Source organism: Aquimarina sp. BL5 (genome assembly GCF_003443675.1).
GTDB lineage: Bacteria > Bacteroidota > Bacteroidia > Flavobacteriales > Flavobacteriaceae > Aquimarina.
Map to the genome: position 1 here is coordinate 4776793 of NZ_CP031963.1, position 18836 is coordinate 4795628.

Below are 18836 nucleotides of genomic sequence, written 5' to 3' on the forward strand. Positions count from 1 at the left end.
GCCATGAGTATCTTAATAAAACCTATTATTACGGAAAAGGCTACTGCTGATAGTGAGGTGTATAACCGCTATGGTTTTGTAGTAGATAAAAAAGCGAATAAGGTAGAGATCAAAAAAGCGGTTGAGTCTGCTTATGGTGTATCTGTTACTAAGGTTCGTACAATTAATGTCCGTCCAGACCGTAAAACTCGTTATACAAAAACGGGAATGGTCACTGGTAAAACAAAAGCTATTAAAAAAGCTATTGTACAGGTGGCGGAAGGTGATGTAATTGATTTATATAGTAATCTTTAAGACTAAAAAATGTCAGTAAGAAAATTGAAACCAATTACCCCAGGTCAGCGTTTTAGAGTAGTTAACGGGTATGATGCCCTTACTACTGATAAGCCGGAGAAGAGTTTATTAGCTCCGAAAAAAAGATCTGGAGGTAGAAACAATCAAGGAAAAATGACCATGCGCTACAAAGGTGGTGGTCATAAAAAAAGGTATCGTATTATTGATTTTAAACGTGATAAGCAAGGAATTCCTGCTACCGTTGCGACAATAGAATACGATCCAAACAGAACTGCTTTTATAGCGCTTTTGAACTACCAAGATGGTGAGAAGCGTTATGTTATAGCTCAAAATGGTCTACAAGTTGGTCAGAACATTGTTTCTGGAAGTAATGTTGCTCCGGAAATAGGAAACGCAATGCCGCTTAGTGATATCCCTTTAGGTACAATCATTTCTTGTATAGAATTACGTCCTGGTCAAGGTGCTGTTATGGCACGTAGTGCGGGATCATTTGCGCAGCTTATGGCTCGTGATGGTAAATTTGCTACGGTAAAATTACCTTCTGGGGAGGTGAGATTGGTGCTGATGAGTTGTATGGCAACCATAGGTGCGGTTTCTAATAGTGATCATCAATTATTAGTTGGTGGTAAAGCAGGTAGAAGTCGTTGGTTAGGTCGTCGTCCACGTACACGTCCAGTTGTGATGAATCCAGTCGATCACCCAATGGGTGGTGGTGAAGGTAAGTCTTCAGGTGGTCATCCACGTTCTAGAAAAGGTCTTCCTGCTAAAGGATACAGAACCCGTTCTAAGACGAAAGCGAGTAATAAGTATATTGTAGAACGTAGAAAGAAATAATAAGATATGGCACGTTCATTAAAAAAAGGACCTTACATTCACTATAAATTAGAGAAGAAAGTAGCTGCAAATGTAGAGGCTAATAAAAAGACTGTGATAAAGACTTGGTCAAGAGCATCAATGATATCACCTGATTTTGTTGGTCAGACAATAGCAGTACATAATGGTCGCCAATTTGTTCCTGTATATATTACAGAAAACATGGTAGGTCATAAGTTAGGAGAGTTTTCGCCAACACGTTCTTTTAGAGGGCACGCTGGTGCTAAAAATAAAGGTAAAAAATAATTTAAGCTATGGGAGTTCGTAAAAGAGAAATGGCAGAAAGAATTAAGGAAGAGAAAAAGCAAATTGCTTTCGCTAAACTTAATAACTGTCCTACGTCACCTCGCAAGATGCGCTTAGTAGCGGATTTAGTTCGTGGTGAAAAAGTTGAAAGAGCACTTCATATTCTTAGATTTAACCCTAAAGAAGCATCACGTCGTTTAGAAAAGTTATTGCTTTCTGCAATAGCAAACTGGCAGGCGAAAAATGAAGACGCTAGCATCGAAGATGCAGATCTTTTTGTAAAAGAGATCCGTGTAGATGGAGGTAGTATGTTAAAAAGACTACGTCCAGCTCCACAAGGTCGTGCACACAGAATAAGAAAACGCTCTAATCACGTAACGATCGTGGTTGCAGCAAAAAATAATACACAAAGCTAATATAAATAGTATGGGACAGAAGACAAATCCAATCGGAAATCGCCTTGGTATCATTAGAGGATGGGAATCCAACTGGTATGGAGGTAATGACTACGGTGATAAACTTGCCGAAGACGATAAGATTAGAAAGTACGTACACGCACGTTTATCTAAAGCTAGTGTATCTAGAGTAATTATTGAGCGTACGCTTAAGCTTGTAACCGTTACTATCACTACTGCTAGACCTGGTATTATTATCGGAAAAGGTGGTCAAGAGGTAGACAAGCTAAAAGAAGAGCTTAAGAAAATTACTGATAAAGAAGTTCAGATCAATATTTTTGAAATCAAAAGACCAGAACTTGATGCGTTTTTAGTTGGATCTAGCGTTGCAAGACAGATAGAGAGTCGTATCTCTTATCGTCGTGCGATCAAGATGGCTATAGCGGCTGCAATGAGAATGAATGCGGAAGGTATCAAAATTCAGATTTCAGGACGTTTGAATGGTGCTGAGATGGCACGTTCAGAGTCGTATAAAGATGGTCGTATTCCTTTATCAACATTTAGAGCTGACATAGATTATGCTTTGGTTGAGGCACATACTACTTATGGTAGATTAGGTGTTAAAGTATGGATTATGAAAGGCGAAGTATATGGTAAGAGAGAACTTTCTCCTTTAGTTGGTCTTTCTAAGAAACAAGGAAAAGGAGGCGATAGAGGAGCCGGACGAGGTGGAAATAATAAATCACGTCGTAGAAAGTAATTTTTTAAAGTAAATTAACAATGTTACAGCCTAAAAGAACAAAATTCCGTAAACAACAAAAAGGACGTATGAAAGGTCTTTCTCAAAGAGGACATACACTTTCTAACGGAACTTTCGGAATTAAATCATTAGATTCAAGTTTTGTTACTGCTAGACAAATAGAAGCAGCACGTATTTCTGCTACACGTTATATGAAAAGAGAAGGTTCTCTGTGGATTAAAATTTTCCCAGACAAGCCTATAACAAAGAAACCTCTTGAAGTACGTATGGGTAAAGGAAAAGGAGCTGTGGAATATTGGGCGGCAGTTGTAAAACCAGGAAGAATCTTATTTGAGATCAGTGGTGTGCCATATGATGTAGCAAAAGAAGCATTGCGCTTAGCTGCACAGAAGCTACCAGTAAAAACTAAGTTTATCGTGTCAAGAACCTATCAAGGTTAAAATTCAAAAGAGACTATGAAACAATCACAAGTAAAAGAATCGTCTACAGCCGAATTGCAAGAAGAACTTGGTAAATCTCGTAAAGAGTATTCAGATTTAAAAATGGCTCACGCTATGTCTCCATTAGAAAACCCTTTACAATTACGTAAAGTGAGAAGATCTATTGCTAGAATGGCTACTGAGTTAACTAAAAGAGAATTAAACGGTTAATTCTGCTGAAAGATGGAAAAAAGAAACTTAAGAAAAGAGCGTATAGGTGTAGTTACTAGTAACAAGATGCAAAAATCAATTGTTGTTGCTGAAGTAAAAAAAGTAAAACACCCGATGTACGGAAAGTTCGTGTTAAAAACGAAAAAATACGTTGCACACGACGAGAAAAATGACTGCAATATTGGTGATACTGTAAAGATCATGGAAACAAGACCTATGAGTAGAACCAAATGCTGGAGATTAGTAGAAGTAATTGAAAGAGCGAAGTAATTATGGTACAACAAGAGTCTAGATTAAAAGTAGCAGACAACACAGGTGGTAAAGAAGTTTTAGTTATCCGTGTTTTAGGTGGTACAAAAAGAAGATACGCCTCTGTAGGAGACAAGATAGTTGTCAGTGTAAAAGAAGCAACTCCTAATGGAAACATTAAAAAAGGAGCCGTTTCTACTGCAGTTGTAGTTCGTACCAAAAAAGAAGTGCGCAGACCAGATGGTTCTTATATTCGTTTCGACGATAACGCTTGTGTTCTTTTGAACCCAGCCGGAGAGATGAGAGGAACACGTGTTTTTGGTCCTGTAGCAAGAGAACTTCGTGATAAACAGTTCATGAAGATTGTTTCACTAGCGCCAGAAGTGCTTTAATAGTATAGCAAAGATGACAAAGCTAAAAATTAAATCAGGAGATACAGTAAAGGTTATTGCTGGAGACAATAAAGGTCAACAGGGAACTGTACAGAAAGTATTGAAAGATAAGAACAAGGCAATCGTAGAAGGTGTGAACTTAGTTTCAAAGCACCAGAAGCCTAGCGCTGCTAATCCACAAGGTGGTATAGTGAAGCAAGAAGCAGCTATTCATATTTCTAACTTAACGTTGTTAACATCTAATGGTGATGCAACAAGAGTAGGATATAGAGTAGAAGGAGATAAGAAAGTAAGATTTTCTAAAAAATCTAATGAAGTAATATAGTTATGGCTTATATCCCAAGACTAAAACAAGAGTATAATGACAGAGTAATGTCAGCTCTTACAGAAGAATTCAGCTATGGTAATGTAATGGAAGTACCAAAACTTAAAAAAATTGTTTTAAGTAGAGGTGTTGGTGCGGCTGTAGCAGATAAGAAGTTAATCGACTACGCAGTAGATGAATTAACAATGATCACAGGTCAAAAAGCCGTAGCTACAATTTCTAAAAAGGATGTTGCAACTTTCAAATTACGTAAAGGAATGCCAATTGGTGCAAAAGTTACGTTAAGAGGAGAAAGAATGTACGAATTTTTAGATCGTCTGATTACTTCAGCTTTACCTCGTGTAAGAGATTTTAATGGAATTAACGCTACTGGTTTTGATGGTAGAGGTAATTATTCATTAGGAATTACTGAACAGATCATTTTTCCGGAGATTGATATCGATAAAGTGAATAAGATTTCAGGAATGAATATCACTTTTGAAACTTCGGCGAATACAGACAAAGAAGCAAAATCATTGTTAACAGAACTAGGGTTACCTTTTAAAAAGAATTAATTATGGCTAAAGAATCAATGAAAGCCCGTGAGGTGAAGAGAGCAAAAACAGTTGCTAAATATGCTGAAAAACGTAAAGCTTTAAAAGAAGCTGGAGATTATGAAGCATTACAGAAACTACCAAAAAATGCGTCTCCAATCCGTATGCACAATCGTTGTAAATTAACAGGAAGACCAAAAGGATATATGCGTCAATTTGGTATTTCTCGTGTTACATTTAGAGAGATGGCTAATCAAGGATTAATTCCAGGAGTAACTAAAGCTAGTTGGTAATAATAAAAAATTAATTGGTCTAAGGTTCTGCTAAACTAGTGGAAAACCAAGATCATAAATTATATACAATGAATACAGATCCTATAGCAGATTATTTAACCAGAATACGTAATGCAAATAGTGCTCAGCATAGAGTTGTTGAGATTCCTGCATCTAAGGTTAAGAAAGAGATCACTAAAATATTATTCGACCAAGGATATATTTTAAGTTATAAATTTGAAGATAATACAACACAAGGTAGTATTAAGATAGCTCTTAAATACAATAAATTGACTAAAGAGCCTGTAATAAAACAATTACAAAGAATCAGTAAGCCTGGTTTGCGTAAATATGCAGGATCAAGTGAAATACCAAGAATTCTTAATGGATTAGGTATAGCGATTGTTTCTACTTCTCATGGTGTAATGACTGGTAAACAGGCTAAGCAAGAGAATGTAGGTGGAGAAGTACTTTGTTACGTATATTAACAGTATAAAAGACAAAAGAAATGTCAAGAATAGGAAAAAATCCAGTAACTATTCCGTCTGGTGTCACTGTAGAAGTGACAGGTAATGTTGTTACTGTTAAAGGAAAATTAGGAGAGCTTTCGCAAGAGATAGATGCTATCAGTGTGAAAGTAGAAGATGGTAAGGTTGTTCTAGAAAGACCTAGTGAGACTAAAGATCATAAAGCAAAGCATGGTTTATACAGAGCTTTGATAAATAATATGGTGCAAGGTGTTTCTGAAGGTTTTACTAAAGAATTGGAATTAGTAGGAGTAGGTTATAGAGCTTCTAACCAAGGACAAAAATTAGATCTAGCTCTAGGTTTTTCTCACAATATCGTATTAGATGTTGCTCCAGAGGTAAAAATAGAAACTGTATCTGAAAAAGGTAAAAACCCGATCGTAAAATTAACTTCTCACGACAAACAATTAGTGGGACAGGTAGCAGCTAAAATTAGAGGTTTCCGTAAGCCAGAGCCGTACAAAGGTAAAGGAGTTAAGTTTGTAGGAGAACAATTAAGAAGAAAAGCAGGTAAATCTGCATAATAACGAAGTTATGGCATTCTCAAAAGATTTAAGAAGATTAAAAATCAGAAAGCGAATCCGCGGTAAAGTAAGCGGAACAGAACAACGTCCTAGATTATCTGTTTTTAGAAGTAATAAAGAGATCTATGCGCAAATCATAGATGATGTAACCGGTAAAACTATTGGTTCAGCTTCTTCAAGAGATAAAGACATTGCTGCTGCATCAGGAAATAAAGCAGAAAAAGCAGGCTTGGTAGGTAAGGCTCTTGCTGAAAAAGCTAAAAAAGCAGGTGTAGATACTGTGTCTTTTGATAGAGGTGGGTATCTATATCATGGTAGAGTAAAATCATTAGCTGAAGGAGCTAGAGAAGCAGGACTTAAATTCTAAGAAATTATGTATCAAAAATATAAAAACGCAGAATTAGTAAAACCAAGTGGACTTGAATTAAAAGACCGTTTAGTTGGAGTACAACGTGTTACTAAAGTAACTAAAGGTGGTAGAGCATTTGGATTTTCTGCTATTGTAGTTGTAGGAGATGAAAATGGTGTTGTAGGTCACGGTTTAGGTAAGTCTAAAGAAGTTGCTGAAGCTATTGCAAAGGCGGTAGAAGATGCGAAGAAAAATTTAGTTCGTATACCTTTAACTAAAGGAACTTTACCTCACGAACAAAAAGGTAAGTACGGTGGAGCAAGAGTATTATTAATGCCTGCTGCAACTGGTACAGGAGTTATTGCTGGTGGAGCAATCCGTGCAGTATTAGAATCTGTTGGTGTACACGATGTACTATCTAAAAATCAAGGATCGTCTAACCCACATAATGTGGTGAAAGCAACTTTTGATGCTTTATTGCAAATGCGAAGTGCAGAGCAAGTAGCAAAACAAAGAGGTGTTTCACTGGAAAAAGTGTTTAAAGGATAAATATTAGGAACGATGGCAAAGATTAGAGTTAAGAAAGTAAAAAGCGCTATTAACCGCACGCAAAGACAAAAAAGAACTTTGGAGGCTTTAGGGCTAAAAAGGATCGGTCAGGTTGTAGAGCATGATGACACTCCTAATATCCTTGGGATGGTAAATAAAGTTAAACATTTAGTTTCCGTAGAAACAAAATAATATAAGCACATGGATTTAAGTAACTTAAAACCTGCTGCAGGTTCAGTAAAAAATAACAGTAAGCGATTAGGTCGTGGTCAGGGTTCCGGAAAAGGTGGAACTGCTGCTCGTGGTCATAAGGGAGCAAAATCACGTTCTGGATATTCTAGAAAAATTGGTTTTGAAGGTGGGCAGATGCCACTTCAAAGACGTGTGCCTAAGTTTGGTTTCACAAATATCAATAGAAAAGAGTATCAAGGAATCAATTTAGATACTTTACAGAAATTAGTTGATGCTGGTAAAATAACTGATACCGTTGATTTCGACGTGTTATTAGATACACGTCTCGCAGGAAAAAATGATTTAGTTAAGATACTGGGTAGAGGTGAATTGAAGGCTAAGTTAAAAGTCTCAGCTCATAAATTTACAGCCACTGCTAAGGCAGCTATTGAAGCAGCAGGTGGTGAAGCAGTAACCTTATAAAAGACATTTCATGAAATTTATTGATACAATAAAAAACATTTGGAAAATCGAAGAACTAAAGAATAGAATCTTAGTTACACTGGGATTACTTTTAGTATATCGATTTGGAGCGCAAGTTGTACTACCAGGAGTAGATGCGGCAGAGTTAGCTAATTTGGGTACTCAGACTCAAGATGGTTTACTAGGATTACTTAATGCCTTTACAGGAGGAGCGTTCGCAAACGCTTCAGTATTTGCTTTAGGAATCATGCCTTATATATCCGCTTCGATTGTTGTGCAATTGATGGGAATAGCTATTCCATATCTTCAAAAATTACAAAAAGAAGGGGAGAGCGGAAGAAAGAAAATTAATCAAATTACAAGGTGGTTGACTATTGGAATTACATTAGTTCAAGGGCCGGGGTATATTTATAATTTATTTGCAACACTTCCTCCTGCTGCTTTTAGTACAGAGATCAGTCAAACTGTTTTCGTTGTATCATCTGTAATCATCTTAACTACTGGCTGTATTTTTGCTATGTGGTTAGGTGAAAAAATTACTGATAAAGGTATAGGTAATGGTATTTCATTATTAATTATGGTGGGTATCATTGCTACATTGCCACAGTCATTTGTTCAGAATTTTATTTCTAGAACTTCTGGAGAAGGTGGAGATATTATTATGGTATTGATTGAATTAGTGATATGGTTTGTGATCATTTTAGCATCGGTGTTATTGGTAATGGCTGTGCGTCAGATACCAGTTCAATATGCTAGAAGAACTGCTAGCGGAGGATATGAAAAGAATGTTTTCGGATCACGTCAGTACATTCCTTTAAAGCTTAATGCTTCAGGTGTAATGCCAATTATCTTTGCTCAAGCGATTATGTTTATTCCAGCTGCGGTTGCGGGTCTTTCGGAGTCGGAAACTTCACAAGGAATAGCAGCTGCATTTAGTGATATTTTTGGACTATGGTATAATTTATTATTTGGATTATTGATCATTATATTCACTTACTTCTATACAGCCATAACGGTTCCAACCAATAAGATGGCAGATGATTTAAAGCGAAGCGGTGGTTTTATTCCTGGAATTAGACCTGGTAGTGAAACTGCAGAGTATTTGGATAAAATAATGTCACAAATAACCTTGCCGGGATCTATATTCTTAGCGTTGATTGCAGTTTTTCCAGCAATTGCTGTAAAACTTTTAAATGTACAACAAGGTTGGGCACTGTTTTTTGGAGGAACGTCACTACTTATTATGGTAGGTGTAGCGATCGATACAATGCAGCAAGTCAATTCATATCTATTGAATAGACATTACGATGGATTAATGAAAACTGGTAAAAACCGTAAAGCAGTAGCATAATGGCAAAACAACCAGCAATAGAACAGGATGGAAGTATAATCGAAGCATTGTCTAATGCAATGTTCCGAGTAGAGCTAGAAAACGGTCACGTAGTGACAGCTCATATCTCAGGTAAAATGCGTATGCATTATATAAAATTACTACCTGGAGATAAGGTTAAGTTAGAAATGAGTCCTTATGATTTGTCAAAGGCTCGTATAACATACAGATACTAATAATTTTAAGAATATTAGTTAATTAAGATTTTTTACGTACTTTTGCGGGCTGAAAATCTTGTTAACGAGACCTTCTGAAATGCTTAATATGTATTTTCAGAATTTAAACACAAAGAGATGAAAGTTAGAGCATCAATAAAAAAGAGAAGTGCCGAGTGCAAGATTGTGCGTAGAAAAGGCCGTCTTTACGTAATTAATAAAAAGAATCCTAGATTTAAACAAAGACAAGGGTAATTATGGCAAGAATTGCAGGGGTAGATATACCTAAACAAAAGCGAGGAGTTATAGCATTAACCTATATCTTCGGAATTGGTAGAAGTAGAGCTAAAGAAATTTTAGCGGCTGCCAAAGTAGATGAGAGTATTAAAGTTTCTGACTGGGATGATGATCAAATTGGTCGTATACGTGAAGCTGTAGGAACCTTTACTATCGAAGGAGAATTACGTTCTGAAGTACAGTTAAATATCAAGCGTCTTATGGATATAGGATGTTATAGAGGTATTCGTCACAGAGCTGGTTTACCACTTAGAGGACAACGTACTAAGAATAACTCTAGAACACGTAAAGGAAGAAGAAAAACAGTTGCTAATAAGAAAAAAGCGACTAAATAATAAGTAGTATGGCAAAGTCAACTTCAAAAAAACGTAAAGTAATTGTTGAATCAGTAGGGGAAGCGCACGTAACAGCTTCTTTTAACAACATTATTGTATCGTTAACAAATAAAAAAGGAGACGTTATTTCTTGGTCTTCAGCTGGAAAAATGGGATTCAGAGGTTCTAAAAAGAACACTCCATATGCTGCTCAATTAGCCGCAGAAGATGCTTCTAAGGTAGCAATCGAAGCTGGATTAAAGAAAGTAAAGGTTTATGTTAAAGGACCTGGAAATGGTAGAGAATCTGCGATAAGATCTCTTCACAATTCAGGAATTGAAGTTTCAGAAATTATTGATGTAACTCCAATGCCACATAACGGATGTCGTCCTCCAAAAAGACGTAGAGTATAATAATTGTATCCCGAATTTTTTTCGGGATCTTTTATACTTCATAAATAATAACTAAAAGTAAGTCTAAAAGAGGAACAAAGGATTATCGAAGGAAAGAGACCTTAATTCATAACCTCCTCTAAAAATTAAATTAATAATATAATGGCAAGATATACTGGTCCAAAAACTAAAATCGCTCGTAAGTTTGGTGAAGCGATATTCGGAGACGATAAGTCTTTCGAGAAAAGAAATTATCCTCCTGGTCAGCACGGTAATAACAGACGTAGAGGTAAAAAGAGTGAATATGCTATCCAGTTAATGGAAAAGCAAAAAGCTAAATATACGTATGGTGTTCTAGAGCGTCAATTCCGTAATATGTTCGAAAAAGCAACAAGATCACAAGGTATTACCGGTGAGGTTTTACTTCAATTATGTGAATCGCGTTTAGATAATGTAGCTTTTAGAATGGGATTAGCAAATTCTCGTAGAGGTGCTAGACAACTAGTATCACATAGACATATCACTGTAAATGGAGAATTAGTAAATATTCCATCTTACCAGCTAAAGCCTGGAGATGTTGTAGGGGTAAGAGAGAAATCAAAGTCATTAGAAGTTATTCTTAATTCTCTTGCTAATAATAGCAAGGTATACGAATGGATTACTTTTAATAATGACACAAAACAAGGTACTTTCGTATCTGTTCCGGCAAGAATTCAAATTCCGGAAAACATCAACGAACAATTCATCGTCGAATTATATTCGAAGTAATAACTCTTAGAAGAAACAATAATATGGCAATATTAAATTTTCAGAAGCCCGATAAAGTTATCATGATCGACTCTAGTGAGTTTGATGGTAAATTCGAATTTAGACCATTAGAACCAGGGTACGGATTAACAGTTGGTAACGCTTTGCGAAGAGTTTTGCTATCTTCTTTAGAGGGATTCGCTATAACTTCATTAAGGATTGAAGGAGTAGATCACGAGTTTTCTACTATTTCTGGAGTTGTAGAAGATGTAACAGAAATTATTCTAAATCTTAAGCAAGTACGTTTTAAGCGTCAGATTGAGGATATCGATAACGAATCTGTTACAATTTCGATTTCTGGTCAAGAGCAATTAACTGCAGGAGATTTCCAGAAATTTATTTCAGGTTTCCAAGTTCTTAACCCAGATTTAGTTATCTGTAATATGGATAAGAAAGTAGCGCTTAACCTTGAGATTACTATCGAAAAGGGTAGAGGTTATGTTCCAGCTGAAGAAAACAAGAAGGCTAATGCTCCGATAGGTACAATTTTTACAGATTCCATCTATACTCCGATTAAGAATGTTAAGTATAGTATTGAGAATTACCGTGTAGAGCAAAAAACGGATTACGAAAAATTAGTTTTCGAAATTGTTACTGATGGATCAATACATCCTAAAGATGCGTTGACTGAAGCGGCAAAAATCTTGATTCACCACTTTATGCTATTCTCTGATGAGCGTATTACATTAGAAGCTGATGAGATTGCTCAGACTGAAACATATGATGAGGAGTCATTACATATGAGACAGTTATTGAAAACTAAGTTAATCGATATGGATCTTTCTGTAAGAGCTCTTAACTGTTTGAAAGCTGCAGAAGTAGATACATTAGGTGATTTAGTATCTTATAACAAAAATGACTTGATGAAGTTCCGTAACTTTGGTAAGAAGTCTTTAACAGAGCTTGAAGAGCTTGTAAATGTTAAAGGTCTTAATTTTGGTATGGATCTTTCTAAATATAAATTAGATAAAGACTAACACATCATATTTTGCTCTCTACACGAGGTAGATTGAGCAAGATGATGCTTAAATTTTTAATGTCATGAGACACGGAAAAAAAGTAAACCATTTAGGTAGAAAAACAGCGCATCGTAAAGCTATGCTTGCTAATATGGCTTGTTCTCTTATAGAGCATAAGAGAATAAATACTACAGTTGCAAAAGCTAAAGCGCTTAAGCAGTTTGTAGAACCATTAGTAACTAAGTCTAAAGAAGATACTACACACAATCGTCGTATCGTATTTAGTAAATTACGTAACAAGTATGCAGTAGCAGAATTGTTTAGAGATGTAGCTGCTAAAGTTGGTGATAGACCAGGCGGATATACCAGAATTATTAAATTAGGTAATCGTCTTGGAGATAATGCTGATATGGCAATGATAGAGTTAGTTGATTACAATGAGCTTTATAATGCAGGTAAGCCAGCTAAAAAGAAATCTACTCGAAGAGGTAGAACTAAGAAAACTGAAACTGCACCAGTAGTTGAAACTCCTAGTTCTGAAGAAGAATAAATGAGAAATGTGATTTACACATAATTATAAAAGGATAAACGTTCGTCGTTTATCCTTTTTTTTTGAATATTTTTGAAAAAAAAGTTTACAACCTATTATAGGAAATTAAATAGCAAAAAGTATATAAGATGAAATATCAATCTCGAAAAAAAGCAATTGTCTTATTAGCAGACGGAACTATTTTTTACGGAAAAGCTGTCGGAAAAGAGGGTACGGCATTCGGCGAAGTATGTTTTAATACAGGAATGACAGGATATCAGGAGATTTTTACAGATCCTTCTTATTTCGGGCAGTTAATGGTTACTACCAATGCTCATATTGGAAATTATGGAACTAATGATGAAGAAGTAGAATCAGATTCGATTAAAATTTCAGGTTTGATTGTTAAAAATTTCAGTTATGAATTCTCTAGAGATCTTGCGGATCGTTCTCTGCAAGAATTTTTGGAAAAGCATAATTTGTTAGCAGTGTCAGATGTAGATACACGTGCTTTGGTTAGCTATATAAGAGATAATGGCGCAATGAATGCCTTAATTTCCACAGAAATAGAGGATATTGATTCATTAAAAAAACAATTAGCAGCAGTTCCTGATATGAATGGATTAGAGTTGGCGTCTAAGGTTTCAACTAAAAAACCTTATTTTGTTGGTGATCCTAATGCGACTTATAAGATTTCTGCTTTGGATATTGGGATAAAAAAGAATATACTTCGTAATCTTTCAAAAAGGGATGCCTATATTAAGGTTTTTCCTTATGATACAACTTTCGAGGAAATGAGTGAATGGGCTCCTGATGGATATTTTCTTTCTAATGGACCAGGTGATCCAGAGCCATTATCGCAGGCTATTGAAACGGCTAGAGAAATCATCAAAAGAGATTTGCCATTATTTGGAATTTGTTTAGGGCATCAAGTAATTGCTTTAGCTAATGGTATCAGTACATATAAAATGCATCATGGTCATAGAGGTATCAATCACCCGGTAAAAAATCTAATTACAGGAAAAGGAGAAATAACATCTCAGAATCATGGTTTTGCAATCAACAGAGAAGAAACAGAAAATAATCCTGATGTAGAGATAACTCATGTGCATCTAAATGATCATACAGTAGCTGGAATTAAAATGAAAAACAAAAATTGTTTTTCGGTACAATATCATCCAGAAGCTAGCCCTGGTCCAAATGACTCAATCTATTTATTTGATCAGTTTATTAATAACATTAAAAAAGCAAAGGTAGAAGCTTAAAACTTTTGGGTTTGTTGCAAAATACCTCGTGTTTAGCAAGAAGTTGATCTATAACGTTATAGTTGATAACTTGTGGTGTTTACTGTGGCTTAGGCAATAAATTAAGAGGTTTTCTGAGGTATTTAAATTTACCTGTTTTGTATATTGCGAAGAATTAAAATTATCCAACAAAAACAAATCAAGAAATGAGTGTAATTATAAATATTCACGCCAGACAAATTTTAGATTCACGTGGTAACCCTACAGTAGAAGTAGACGTGATTACCGAAAATGGTGTTTTAGGTAGAGCTGCGGTTCCTTCTGGAGCTTCAACAGGAGAACATGAAGCTGTGGAGCTAAGAGATGGTGGAAGTGATTATATGGGTAAAGGGGTTAAAAAGGCCGTAGAAAATGTAAATACTATAATCGCTGAAGAATTATTGGGATATTCTGTATTTGACCAAAATTTATTGGATCAAACGATGATCGAATTAGATGGAACTCCTAACAAATCTAAATTAGGAGCAAATGCAATCTTAGGTGTTTCTTTAGCAGCTGCAAAAGCTGCTGCAAACGAACTTAATATGCCTCTATATCGTTATGTAGGTGGAGTTAGTGCAAATACATTGCCTGTTCCGATGATGAATATCATTAACGGAGGATCTCATAGTGATGCGCCAATTGCATTTCAAGAATTTATGGTGATGCCAGTAAAGGCAAAAGATTTCACTCATGCAATGCAAATGGGAATGGAAATTTTCCATAATTTAAAGAAAGTACTTCACGACAGAGGATTAAGTACTGCTGTAGGAGATGAAGGTGGTTTTGCACCTACATTAGACGGAACAGAAGATGCTTTGGATTCGATTGCGTTAGCTGTTGAGAAAGCAGGATATAAGTTTGGAGACGAAGTAATGGTTGCTTTAGATTGTGCTGCTGCTGAGTTTTTTGTTGATGGAAAGTATGATTACACTAAATTTGAAGGAAAAACAGGTGTAATAAGAACGAGCGAGGAACAAGCTGATTATCTTGCAGAATTAGCTTCTAAGTACCCAATTGTTTCAATAGAAGATGGTATGGATGAAAATGACTGGGATGGTTGGAAATATTTAACAGACAAAGTTGGAGATAAAGTGCAATTGGTTGGAGATGATTTATTTGTTACAAATGTAGAAAGGTTATCAAGAGGAATTGAAAACGGCATAGCTAATTCAATCTTAATTAAGGTAAACCAAATAGGAACGCTTACAGAAACAATCGCAGCAGTAAATATGGCACATAATGCTGGATATACCTCTGTAATGTCTCACCGATCTGGCGAAACTGAAGATAATACTATTGCTGATCTAGCCGTGGCTTTAAATACTGGGCAAATTAAAACAGGTTCAGCATCACGTAGTGATAGAATGGCAAAGTATAATCAATTACTTCGCATAGAAGAAGAACTTGGTGTGGTAGCTTATTATCCTAAGGAAAAAGCATTTAAAGTTAAAAAATAATAGACGCAAGAATAGAATAGCTCTTTGTAGGATTGTTCTTATTCATAGAGTTTTATGTATTTGAAAATAATTAGTCAACTTCTATAATTTATAAGTTGATTTTTTATAAAAAATCATCGATTTTAAAAAGAGGATTCATTGAGAATCCTCTTTTTTTATTCATAATACCGAAGAGAGATTTCTATTGTAAAATAGATGGTATGATTAATAATATATTAACACTATATTTTGTAATTTAGCAATCCTTATTATAACAGCAAAATTCTAAATAATCACAATGTCAAAAAAAGCTACTTTAGAAATAGACGGTAACAAATATGAGTTCCCAATAATAGAAGGAACTGAAAAAGAATTAGGAATTGATATCAAAACTCTGAGAGGTGTCACAGGAGGCGTAACTACTATAGATCCTGGATATAAAAATACAGGGAGTTGTGAGAGTGCGATTACTTTTCTTGATGGAGAAAAAGGAATTCTAAGATACCGAGGATATTCTATAGAAGAGCTAGCTGAGAAAGCCGATTTTTTAGAAGTAGCTTATTTATTAATTTTTGGAGAGTTACCAACAGCTGAGCAGCTCAATAAATTTGGCAAAGACATCAAGGAAGAGTCTCATGTAGATGAAGACATGAAAAAAATTCTTGATGGATTTCCAAAAAGTGCTCACCCTATGGGAGTTCTTTCATCTTTAACAAGTGCACTGATAGCCTTTAATCCAGGATCTGTAGATGTTGATTCTGAGGAAGAGATGTATGGTGCTATTGTTAAAATTTTAGCCAAGTTTCCTGTATTAGCAGCTTGGACAATGAGAAAAAGAAAAAGTCTTCCGTTAGATTATGGAGATAATGCTTTAGGGTATGTTGAGAACTTGCATAAAATGATGTTTTCTAGGCCTAATAAAACATATGAAGCTAATAAGATTGTTAACGATGCTTTAGATAAATTGCTAATCCTACACGCAGATCACGAGCAGAATTGTTCTACTTCAACTGTTAGAATTGTAGGATCGTCTCATGCAGGATTGTTTGCTTCTTTATCAGCAGGAATTTCTGCTCTTTGGGGACCGTTACACGGAGGAGCAAATCAAGCAGTTATCGAGATGCTCGAAGCAATCAAAGAAGATGGAGGTGATACAGCAAAATATATTGCTAAGGCTAAAGACAAAGAAGATTCTTTCCGACTAATGGGGTTTGGACATAGAGTATACAAAAACTTTGATCCAAGAGCAAAAATTATAAAAGTAGCTGCGGAAGAGGTACTGGCCGATCTAGGAATAGAAGACCCTGTTCTTGATATTGCTAAAGGTCTTGCAAAAGTAGCTTTAGAAGATGAATATTTCGTAAAAAGAAAATTATATCCGAATGTGGATTTCTATTCCGGAATTATATATAGAGCCTTAGGGATACCGACTGAAATGTTCACGGTTATGTTCGCGTTAGGAAGATTACCCGGTTGGATTGCACAATGGAGAGAAATGCGCCTTCGTAAAGAACCAATAGGAAGACCAAGACAAATATATACTGGAGAAACATACAGAGCTTTTAAATCAGTTTCCGAAAGATAATAAGGCTAATAAAAGTAAAAAGGGTGTTGAAATATTTCAACACCCTTTTTTTATGAAATCATCAGTACATTGTTTTTAAAGAAGCTTACTTTAGGGATTTGATAAAAAGTTGACATTTTTTTTGAATAAAATTAGTATCTACATAGCCCCTCTTCCTATATTTGTTGGATCATAAAATCATATGATAACTATAGTTTTACCTTAAAATTAAACGATTGAAACTAAATATTCAAAATGAAACTTCAAGACTTAGAGCAGTCGTTTTAGGGACGGCCATAAGTAATGGTGCTGTTCCAAAAATTGAAGAAGCTTACGACCCTAAATCTATAGAGCATATTAAAGCGGGGACATATCCCAAAGAGTCTGATATGGTTTCAGAGATGGAAGCTGTAGCCAAGGTTTTTGCAAAATACGATGTAAAAGTATTTAGACCTGAAGTAATACAGGACTATAATCAAATTTTTGCTAGAGATATTGGGTTAGTAATAGATGATGCATTTATAAAATCAAATATACTCCCAGATCGAGAAAAAGAGATTAAGGCAATTCAATATGTAATTGATCAAATTCATCCAGACAAGGTCTATAAAGCCCCATCAGATGATATTCATTTTGAAGGTGGTGATATTATGATCCATAATGATCACGTTTTTATAGGTACTTATAAAGGAGAAGATTATAGTGATTGCATTGTAGCAAGAACAAACATGAAAGGGGTAGAATATATTAAGTCGCTTTTTCCCAACAAAATAGTGAAAGAGTTTGATCTTAATAAATCAATGGACGACCCAAGAGATAATGCTTTACATTTAGATTGTTGTTTTCAACCTGTTGGTAAGAATAAAGCTATAATTCATAAAGAAGGATTCAGAAATGTAAACGATTATAAATATTTAGTTGACTTTTTTGGAAATGAAAATTTATTTCATATCAATAAAGATGAAATGTATTATATGAACTCTAATATATTTTCTATATCAGAAGATATAGTGATTTCGGAGAAAGGTTTTACTAGATTAAATACGTGGCTACGTAGCTTAAATATAACTGTAGAAGAGGTTCCTTATTCAGAAATAGCAAAACAAGAAGGTCTTTTACGTTGTTCTACTATGCCATTGATAAGAGATTAGATAATGAAACAAATCACAAATACCATAGTAATGATTCGTCCAGTTAAATTTAGGATGAATGAGGAAACAGCGGTTAACAACTACTATCAGGATACTACTGATAATAATAGTAAGGAAGACGTCAATATAATAGCACAAAAAGAATTTGATAGTTTTGTCGAAAAACTAAAATCAGTAGGTGTGAATGTTATTGTAATAGATGATAAGCCAGAAAATGATACACCAGATTCTATTTTCCCAAATAACTGGGTTTCTTTTCACGAAAATGGAGATGTAGGTTTATATCCTATGTTTGCTGTTAATAGAAGAAGGGAACGTCGTCCGGAAGTATTAGATATGATTGAAGACGCTGGATTTGAAATAAAAAATGTAATAGACTATACCACAGCGGAGGAAGATGATGTTTTTCTTGAAGGTACAGGAAGTTTAGTTTTAGATAGATTTCATAGAAAAGCGTACTGCGCACTTTCGCCACGAGCAGATGAACAATTGCTTATTGAGTTCTGTGAAGATTTTGAATATACTCCAGTAATTTTCACAGCATATCAAACGGTGAAAGGTGAGCGATTGGCAATTTATCATACTAATGTTATGATGGGAGTCGGTGAGACTTTTGCTGTAGTGTGTTTAGATTGTGTAGATGATAAAAAAGAACGAAAAAGCTTAGTAAATCACCTAAAGAATGACGGTAAAGAAATAATTGCTATAACTGAAGCTCAGGTAAATAACTTCGCTGGGAATATGTTACAAGTAGTTGGTGCTGATGAAAAACAATATTTAGTAATGTCTTCTGCAGCATATAATAGTTTGTCAAAAGATCAAGTCTCTAAAATAGAGAAGCATTGTGATATTCTGCATAGCAATCTTGAAACAATTGAAAGATTAGGCGGTGGGAGTGCCCGTTGTATGATGGCGGAAGTTTTTCTCCCTAAAAGATAATTATGATCAGAAAAATAGTTGAAAG

At 35.2% G+C, this 18836-nt stretch carries 31 protein-coding genes; all 31 read left to right on the forward strand.

What is annotated here, in order from left to right:
- Positions 1 to 3: 3 nt before the first annotated feature.
- The 31 genes from rplW to ctlX all read left to right on the forward strand — a co-directional run bounded on the left by rplW (position 4) and on the right by ctlX (position 18811).
- Entirely contained in the window at positions 4 to 294 is a 291-nt protein-coding gene (rplW, locus tag D1818_RS19880; protein WP_118461075.1) for a 50S ribosomal protein L23, read from the forward strand.
- Positions 295 to 303: 9 nt separating this feature from the next.
- A complete protein-coding gene (rplB, locus tag D1818_RS19885; protein ID WP_118461077.1) occupies positions 304 to 1128 on the forward strand; it encodes a 50S ribosomal protein L2 in 825 nt (274 codons plus the stop codon).
- A 6-nt stretch (positions 1129 to 1134) separates the two neighbouring features.
- Positions 1135 to 1413, forward strand: a complete 279-nt coding sequence (gene rpsS / locus D1818_RS19890; RefSeq protein WP_027392549.1) for a 30S ribosomal protein S19 — start codon at positions 1135 to 1137, stop codon at positions 1411 to 1413.
- A gap of 8 nt (positions 1414 to 1421) precedes the next feature.
- Positions 1422 to 1829 (forward strand): 50S ribosomal protein L22, encoded by a 408-nt coding sequence (gene rplV, locus D1818_RS19895; RefSeq protein ID WP_118461079.1) that lies wholly within the window; start codon positions 1422 to 1424, stop codon positions 1827 to 1829.
- A 10-nt stretch (positions 1830 to 1839) separates the two neighbouring features.
- Entirely contained in the window at positions 1840 to 2568 is a 729-nt protein-coding gene (rpsC, locus tag D1818_RS19900; RefSeq protein ID WP_027392547.1) for a 30S ribosomal protein S3, read from the forward strand.
- A 20-nt stretch (positions 2569 to 2588) separates the two neighbouring features.
- Positions 2589 to 3008 carry a 50S ribosomal protein L16 gene (gene rplP / locus D1818_RS19905; protein ID WP_027392546.1) on the forward strand — a complete coding sequence of 140 codons (420 nt, stop codon included), beginning with the start codon at positions 2589 to 2591 and terminating at the stop codon, positions 3006 to 3008.
- Between the two features lie 15 nt (positions 3009 to 3023).
- Positions 3024 to 3218, forward strand: coding sequence for a 50S ribosomal protein L29 (gene rpmC, locus D1818_RS19910; protein ID WP_027392545.1), 195 nt, complete (start codon positions 3024 to 3026; stop codon positions 3216 to 3218).
- Positions 3219 to 3230: 12 nt separating this feature from the next.
- Positions 3231 to 3488 carry a 30S ribosomal protein S17 gene (gene rpsQ, locus D1818_RS19915; RefSeq protein ID WP_027392544.1) on the forward strand — a complete coding sequence of 86 codons (258 nt, stop codon included), beginning with the start codon at positions 3231 to 3233 and terminating at the stop codon, positions 3486 to 3488.
- 2 nt (positions 3489 to 3490) lie between these two features.
- On the forward strand, positions 3491 to 3859 hold the full coding sequence (gene rplN / locus D1818_RS19920) for a 50S ribosomal protein L14 (RefSeq protein WP_027392543.1): 369 nt from the start codon (positions 3491 to 3493) through the stop codon (positions 3857 to 3859).
- Between the two features lie 13 nt (positions 3860 to 3872).
- Positions 3873 to 4184 (forward strand): 50S ribosomal protein L24, encoded by a 312-nt coding sequence (gene rplX / locus D1818_RS19925; RefSeq protein ID WP_118387124.1) that lies wholly within the window; start codon positions 3873 to 3875, stop codon positions 4182 to 4184.
- 2 nt (positions 4185 to 4186) lie between these two features.
- Positions 4187 to 4738: a 50S ribosomal protein L5 gene (gene rplE, locus D1818_RS19930; RefSeq protein WP_118461082.1), complete on the forward strand. Its 552-nt coding sequence runs from the start codon at positions 4187 to 4189 to the stop codon at positions 4736 to 4738.
- A gap of 2 nt (positions 4739 to 4740) precedes the next feature.
- Entirely contained in the window at positions 4741 to 5010 is a 270-nt protein-coding gene (gene rpsN / locus D1818_RS19935) for a 30S ribosomal protein S14 (RefSeq protein ID WP_010181917.1), read from the forward strand.
- Between the two features lie 68 nt (positions 5011 to 5078).
- Positions 5079 to 5477, forward strand: coding sequence for a 30S ribosomal protein S8 (gene rpsH, locus D1818_RS19940; protein ID WP_118461085.1), 399 nt, complete (start codon positions 5079 to 5081; stop codon positions 5475 to 5477).
- Positions 5478 to 5497: 20 nt separating this feature from the next.
- Positions 5498 to 6040, forward strand: coding sequence for a 50S ribosomal protein L6 (gene rplF, locus D1818_RS19945; protein WP_118461087.1), 543 nt, complete (start codon positions 5498 to 5500; stop codon positions 6038 to 6040).
- Between the two features lie 10 nt (positions 6041 to 6050).
- Positions 6051 to 6407, forward strand: a complete 357-nt coding sequence (gene rplR, locus D1818_RS19950; protein ID WP_118461090.1) for a 50S ribosomal protein L18 — start codon at positions 6051 to 6053, stop codon at positions 6405 to 6407.
- Between the two features lie 6 nt (positions 6408 to 6413).
- A complete protein-coding gene (gene rpsE, locus D1818_RS19955; protein WP_027392537.1) occupies positions 6414 to 6938 on the forward strand; it encodes a 30S ribosomal protein S5 in 525 nt (174 codons plus the stop codon).
- 12 nt (positions 6939 to 6950) lie between these two features.
- Entirely contained in the window at positions 6951 to 7130 is a 180-nt protein-coding gene (rpmD, locus tag D1818_RS19960; protein ID WP_118461092.1) for a 50S ribosomal protein L30, read from the forward strand.
- Positions 7131 to 7139: 9 nt separating this feature from the next.
- Positions 7140 to 7592 (forward strand): 50S ribosomal protein L15, encoded by a 453-nt coding sequence (gene rplO, locus D1818_RS19965; protein WP_118461094.1) that lies wholly within the window; start codon positions 7140 to 7142, stop codon positions 7590 to 7592.
- 10 nt (positions 7593 to 7602) lie between these two features.
- The gene (secY, locus tag D1818_RS19970) at positions 7603 to 8943 is read left to right on the forward strand and encodes a preprotein translocase subunit SecY (protein WP_118461096.1); all 1341 of its coding nucleotides are present in this window, start codon (positions 7603 to 7605) and stop codon (positions 8941 to 8943) included.
- Positions 8943 to 9158, forward strand: a complete 216-nt coding sequence (gene infA, locus D1818_RS19975) for a translation initiation factor IF-1 (RefSeq protein ID WP_010181908.1) — start codon at positions 8943 to 8945, stop codon at positions 9156 to 9158. Before secY ends, infA begins: the two co-directional genes overlap by 1 nt.
- Positions 9159 to 9275: 117 nt before the next feature.
- Complete coding sequence (gene ykgO / locus D1818_RS19980) at positions 9276 to 9392, forward strand: type B 50S ribosomal protein L36 (protein ID WP_013621733.1); 117 nt, start codon at positions 9276 to 9278, stop codon at positions 9390 to 9392.
- Positions 9393 to 9394: 2 nt separating this feature from the next.
- On the forward strand, positions 9395 to 9769 hold the full coding sequence (gene rpsM, locus D1818_RS19985; protein WP_118461098.1) for a 30S ribosomal protein S13: 375 nt from the start codon (positions 9395 to 9397) through the stop codon (positions 9767 to 9769).
- Positions 9770 to 9777: 8 nt separating this feature from the next.
- Positions 9778 to 10161 carry a 30S ribosomal protein S11 gene (gene rpsK / locus D1818_RS19990; protein ID WP_091411316.1) on the forward strand — a complete coding sequence of 128 codons (384 nt, stop codon included), beginning with the start codon at positions 9778 to 9780 and terminating at the stop codon, positions 10159 to 10161.
- Between the two features lie 141 nt (positions 10162 to 10302).
- The gene (rpsD, locus tag D1818_RS19995) at positions 10303 to 10908 is read left to right on the forward strand and encodes a 30S ribosomal protein S4 (protein WP_118461101.1); all 606 of its coding nucleotides are present in this window, start codon (positions 10303 to 10305) and stop codon (positions 10906 to 10908) included.
- A 23-nt stretch (positions 10909 to 10931) separates the two neighbouring features.
- Positions 10932 to 11924, forward strand: coding sequence for a DNA-directed RNA polymerase subunit alpha (locus tag D1818_RS20000; protein WP_027392530.1), 993 nt, complete (start codon positions 10932 to 10934; stop codon positions 11922 to 11924).
- A 64-nt stretch (positions 11925 to 11988) separates the two neighbouring features.
- A complete protein-coding gene (gene rplQ / locus D1818_RS20005; RefSeq protein ID WP_091411313.1) occupies positions 11989 to 12456 on the forward strand; it encodes a 50S ribosomal protein L17 in 468 nt (155 codons plus the stop codon).
- A 128-nt stretch (positions 12457 to 12584) separates the two neighbouring features.
- The gene (gene carA, locus D1818_RS20010; protein ID WP_118461103.1) at positions 12585 to 13700 is read left to right on the forward strand and encodes a glutamine-hydrolyzing carbamoyl-phosphate synthase small subunit; all 1116 of its coding nucleotides are present in this window, start codon (positions 12585 to 12587) and stop codon (positions 13698 to 13700) included.
- Between the two features lie 185 nt (positions 13701 to 13885).
- Complete coding sequence (eno, locus tag D1818_RS20015) at positions 13886 to 15178, forward strand: phosphopyruvate hydratase (protein WP_118461105.1); 1293 nt, start codon at positions 13886 to 13888, stop codon at positions 15176 to 15178.
- A gap of 277 nt (positions 15179 to 15455) precedes the next feature.
- Positions 15456 to 16742, forward strand: coding sequence for a citrate synthase (locus D1818_RS20020; RefSeq protein WP_118461107.1), 1287 nt, complete (start codon positions 15456 to 15458; stop codon positions 16740 to 16742).
- A 215-nt stretch (positions 16743 to 16957) separates the two neighbouring features.
- Positions 16958 to 17872 carry a dimethylarginine dimethylaminohydrolase family protein gene (locus D1818_RS20025; protein WP_118461109.1) on the forward strand — a complete coding sequence of 305 codons (915 nt, stop codon included), beginning with the start codon at positions 16958 to 16960 and terminating at the stop codon, positions 17870 to 17872.
- Between the two features lie 3 nt (positions 17873 to 17875).
- Entirely contained in the window at positions 17876 to 18811 is a 936-nt protein-coding gene (gene ctlX, locus D1818_RS20030; protein WP_118461112.1) for a citrulline utilization hydrolase CtlX, read from the forward strand.
- The last annotated feature ends 25 nt before the right edge of the window (positions 18812 to 18836 follow it).

Coding starts and splice junctions, on each gene's coding strand:
- rplW (WP_118461075.1), top strand. CDS start 4: ATGAGTATCTTAATAAAACCTATTATTACGGAAAAGGCTACTGCTGAT.
- rplB (WP_118461077.1), top strand. CDS start 304: ATGTCAGTAAGAAAATTGAAACCAATTACCCCAGGTCAGCGTTTTAGA.
- rpsS (WP_027392549.1), top strand. CDS start 1,135: ATGGCACGTTCATTAAAAAAAGGACCTTACATTCACTATAAATTAGAG.
- rplV (WP_118461079.1), top strand. CDS start 1,422: ATGGGAGTTCGTAAAAGAGAAATGGCAGAAAGAATTAAGGAAGAGAAA.
- rpsC (WP_027392547.1), top strand. CDS start 1,840: ATGGGACAGAAGACAAATCCAATCGGAAATCGCCTTGGTATCATTAGA.
- rplP (WP_027392546.1), top strand. CDS start 2,589: ATGTTACAGCCTAAAAGAACAAAATTCCGTAAACAACAAAAAGGACGT.
- rpmC (WP_027392545.1), top strand. CDS start 3,024: ATGAAACAATCACAAGTAAAAGAATCGTCTACAGCCGAATTGCAAGAA.
- rpsQ (WP_027392544.1), top strand. CDS start 3,231: ATGGAAAAAAGAAACTTAAGAAAAGAGCGTATAGGTGTAGTTACTAGT.
- rplN (WP_027392543.1), top strand. CDS start 3,491: ATGGTACAACAAGAGTCTAGATTAAAAGTAGCAGACAACACAGGTGGT.
- rplX (WP_118387124.1), top strand. CDS start 3,873: ATGACAAAGCTAAAAATTAAATCAGGAGATACAGTAAAGGTTATTGCT.
- rplE (WP_118461082.1), top strand. CDS start 4,187: ATGGCTTATATCCCAAGACTAAAACAAGAGTATAATGACAGAGTAATG.
- rpsN (WP_010181917.1), top strand. CDS start 4,741: ATGGCTAAAGAATCAATGAAAGCCCGTGAGGTGAAGAGAGCAAAAACA.
- rpsH (WP_118461085.1), top strand. CDS start 5,079: ATGAATACAGATCCTATAGCAGATTATTTAACCAGAATACGTAATGCA.
- rplF (WP_118461087.1), top strand. CDS start 5,498: ATGTCAAGAATAGGAAAAAATCCAGTAACTATTCCGTCTGGTGTCACT.
- rplR (WP_118461090.1), top strand. CDS start 6,051: ATGGCATTCTCAAAAGATTTAAGAAGATTAAAAATCAGAAAGCGAATC.
- rpsE (WP_027392537.1), top strand. CDS start 6,414: ATGTATCAAAAATATAAAAACGCAGAATTAGTAAAACCAAGTGGACTT.
- rpmD (WP_118461092.1), top strand. CDS start 6,951: ATGGCAAAGATTAGAGTTAAGAAAGTAAAAAGCGCTATTAACCGCACG.
- rplO (WP_118461094.1), top strand. CDS start 7,140: ATGGATTTAAGTAACTTAAAACCTGCTGCAGGTTCAGTAAAAAATAAC.
- secY (WP_118461096.1), top strand. CDS start 7,603: ATGAAATTTATTGATACAATAAAAAACATTTGGAAAATCGAAGAACTA.
- infA (WP_010181908.1), top strand. CDS start 8,943: ATGGCAAAACAACCAGCAATAGAACAGGATGGAAGTATAATCGAAGCA.
- ykgO (WP_013621733.1), top strand. CDS start 9,276: ATGAAAGTTAGAGCATCAATAAAAAAGAGAAGTGCCGAGTGCAAGATT.
- rpsM (WP_118461098.1), top strand. CDS start 9,395: ATGGCAAGAATTGCAGGGGTAGATATACCTAAACAAAAGCGAGGAGTT.
- rpsK (WP_091411316.1), top strand. CDS start 9,778: ATGGCAAAGTCAACTTCAAAAAAACGTAAAGTAATTGTTGAATCAGTA.
- rpsD (WP_118461101.1), top strand. CDS start 10,303: ATGGCAAGATATACTGGTCCAAAAACTAAAATCGCTCGTAAGTTTGGT.
- D1818_RS20000 (WP_027392530.1), top strand. CDS start 10,932: ATGGCAATATTAAATTTTCAGAAGCCCGATAAAGTTATCATGATCGAC.
- rplQ (WP_091411313.1), top strand. CDS start 11,989: ATGAGACACGGAAAAAAAGTAAACCATTTAGGTAGAAAAACAGCGCAT.
- carA (WP_118461103.1), top strand. CDS start 12,585: ATGAAATATCAATCTCGAAAAAAAGCAATTGTCTTATTAGCAGACGGA.
- eno (WP_118461105.1), top strand. CDS start 13,886: ATGAGTGTAATTATAAATATTCACGCCAGACAAATTTTAGATTCACGT.
- D1818_RS20020 (WP_118461107.1), top strand. CDS start 15,456: ATGTCAAAAAAAGCTACTTTAGAAATAGACGGTAACAAATATGAGTTC.
- ctlX (WP_118461112.1), top strand. CDS start 17,876: ATGAAACAAATCACAAATACCATAGTAATGATTCGTCCAGTTAAATTT.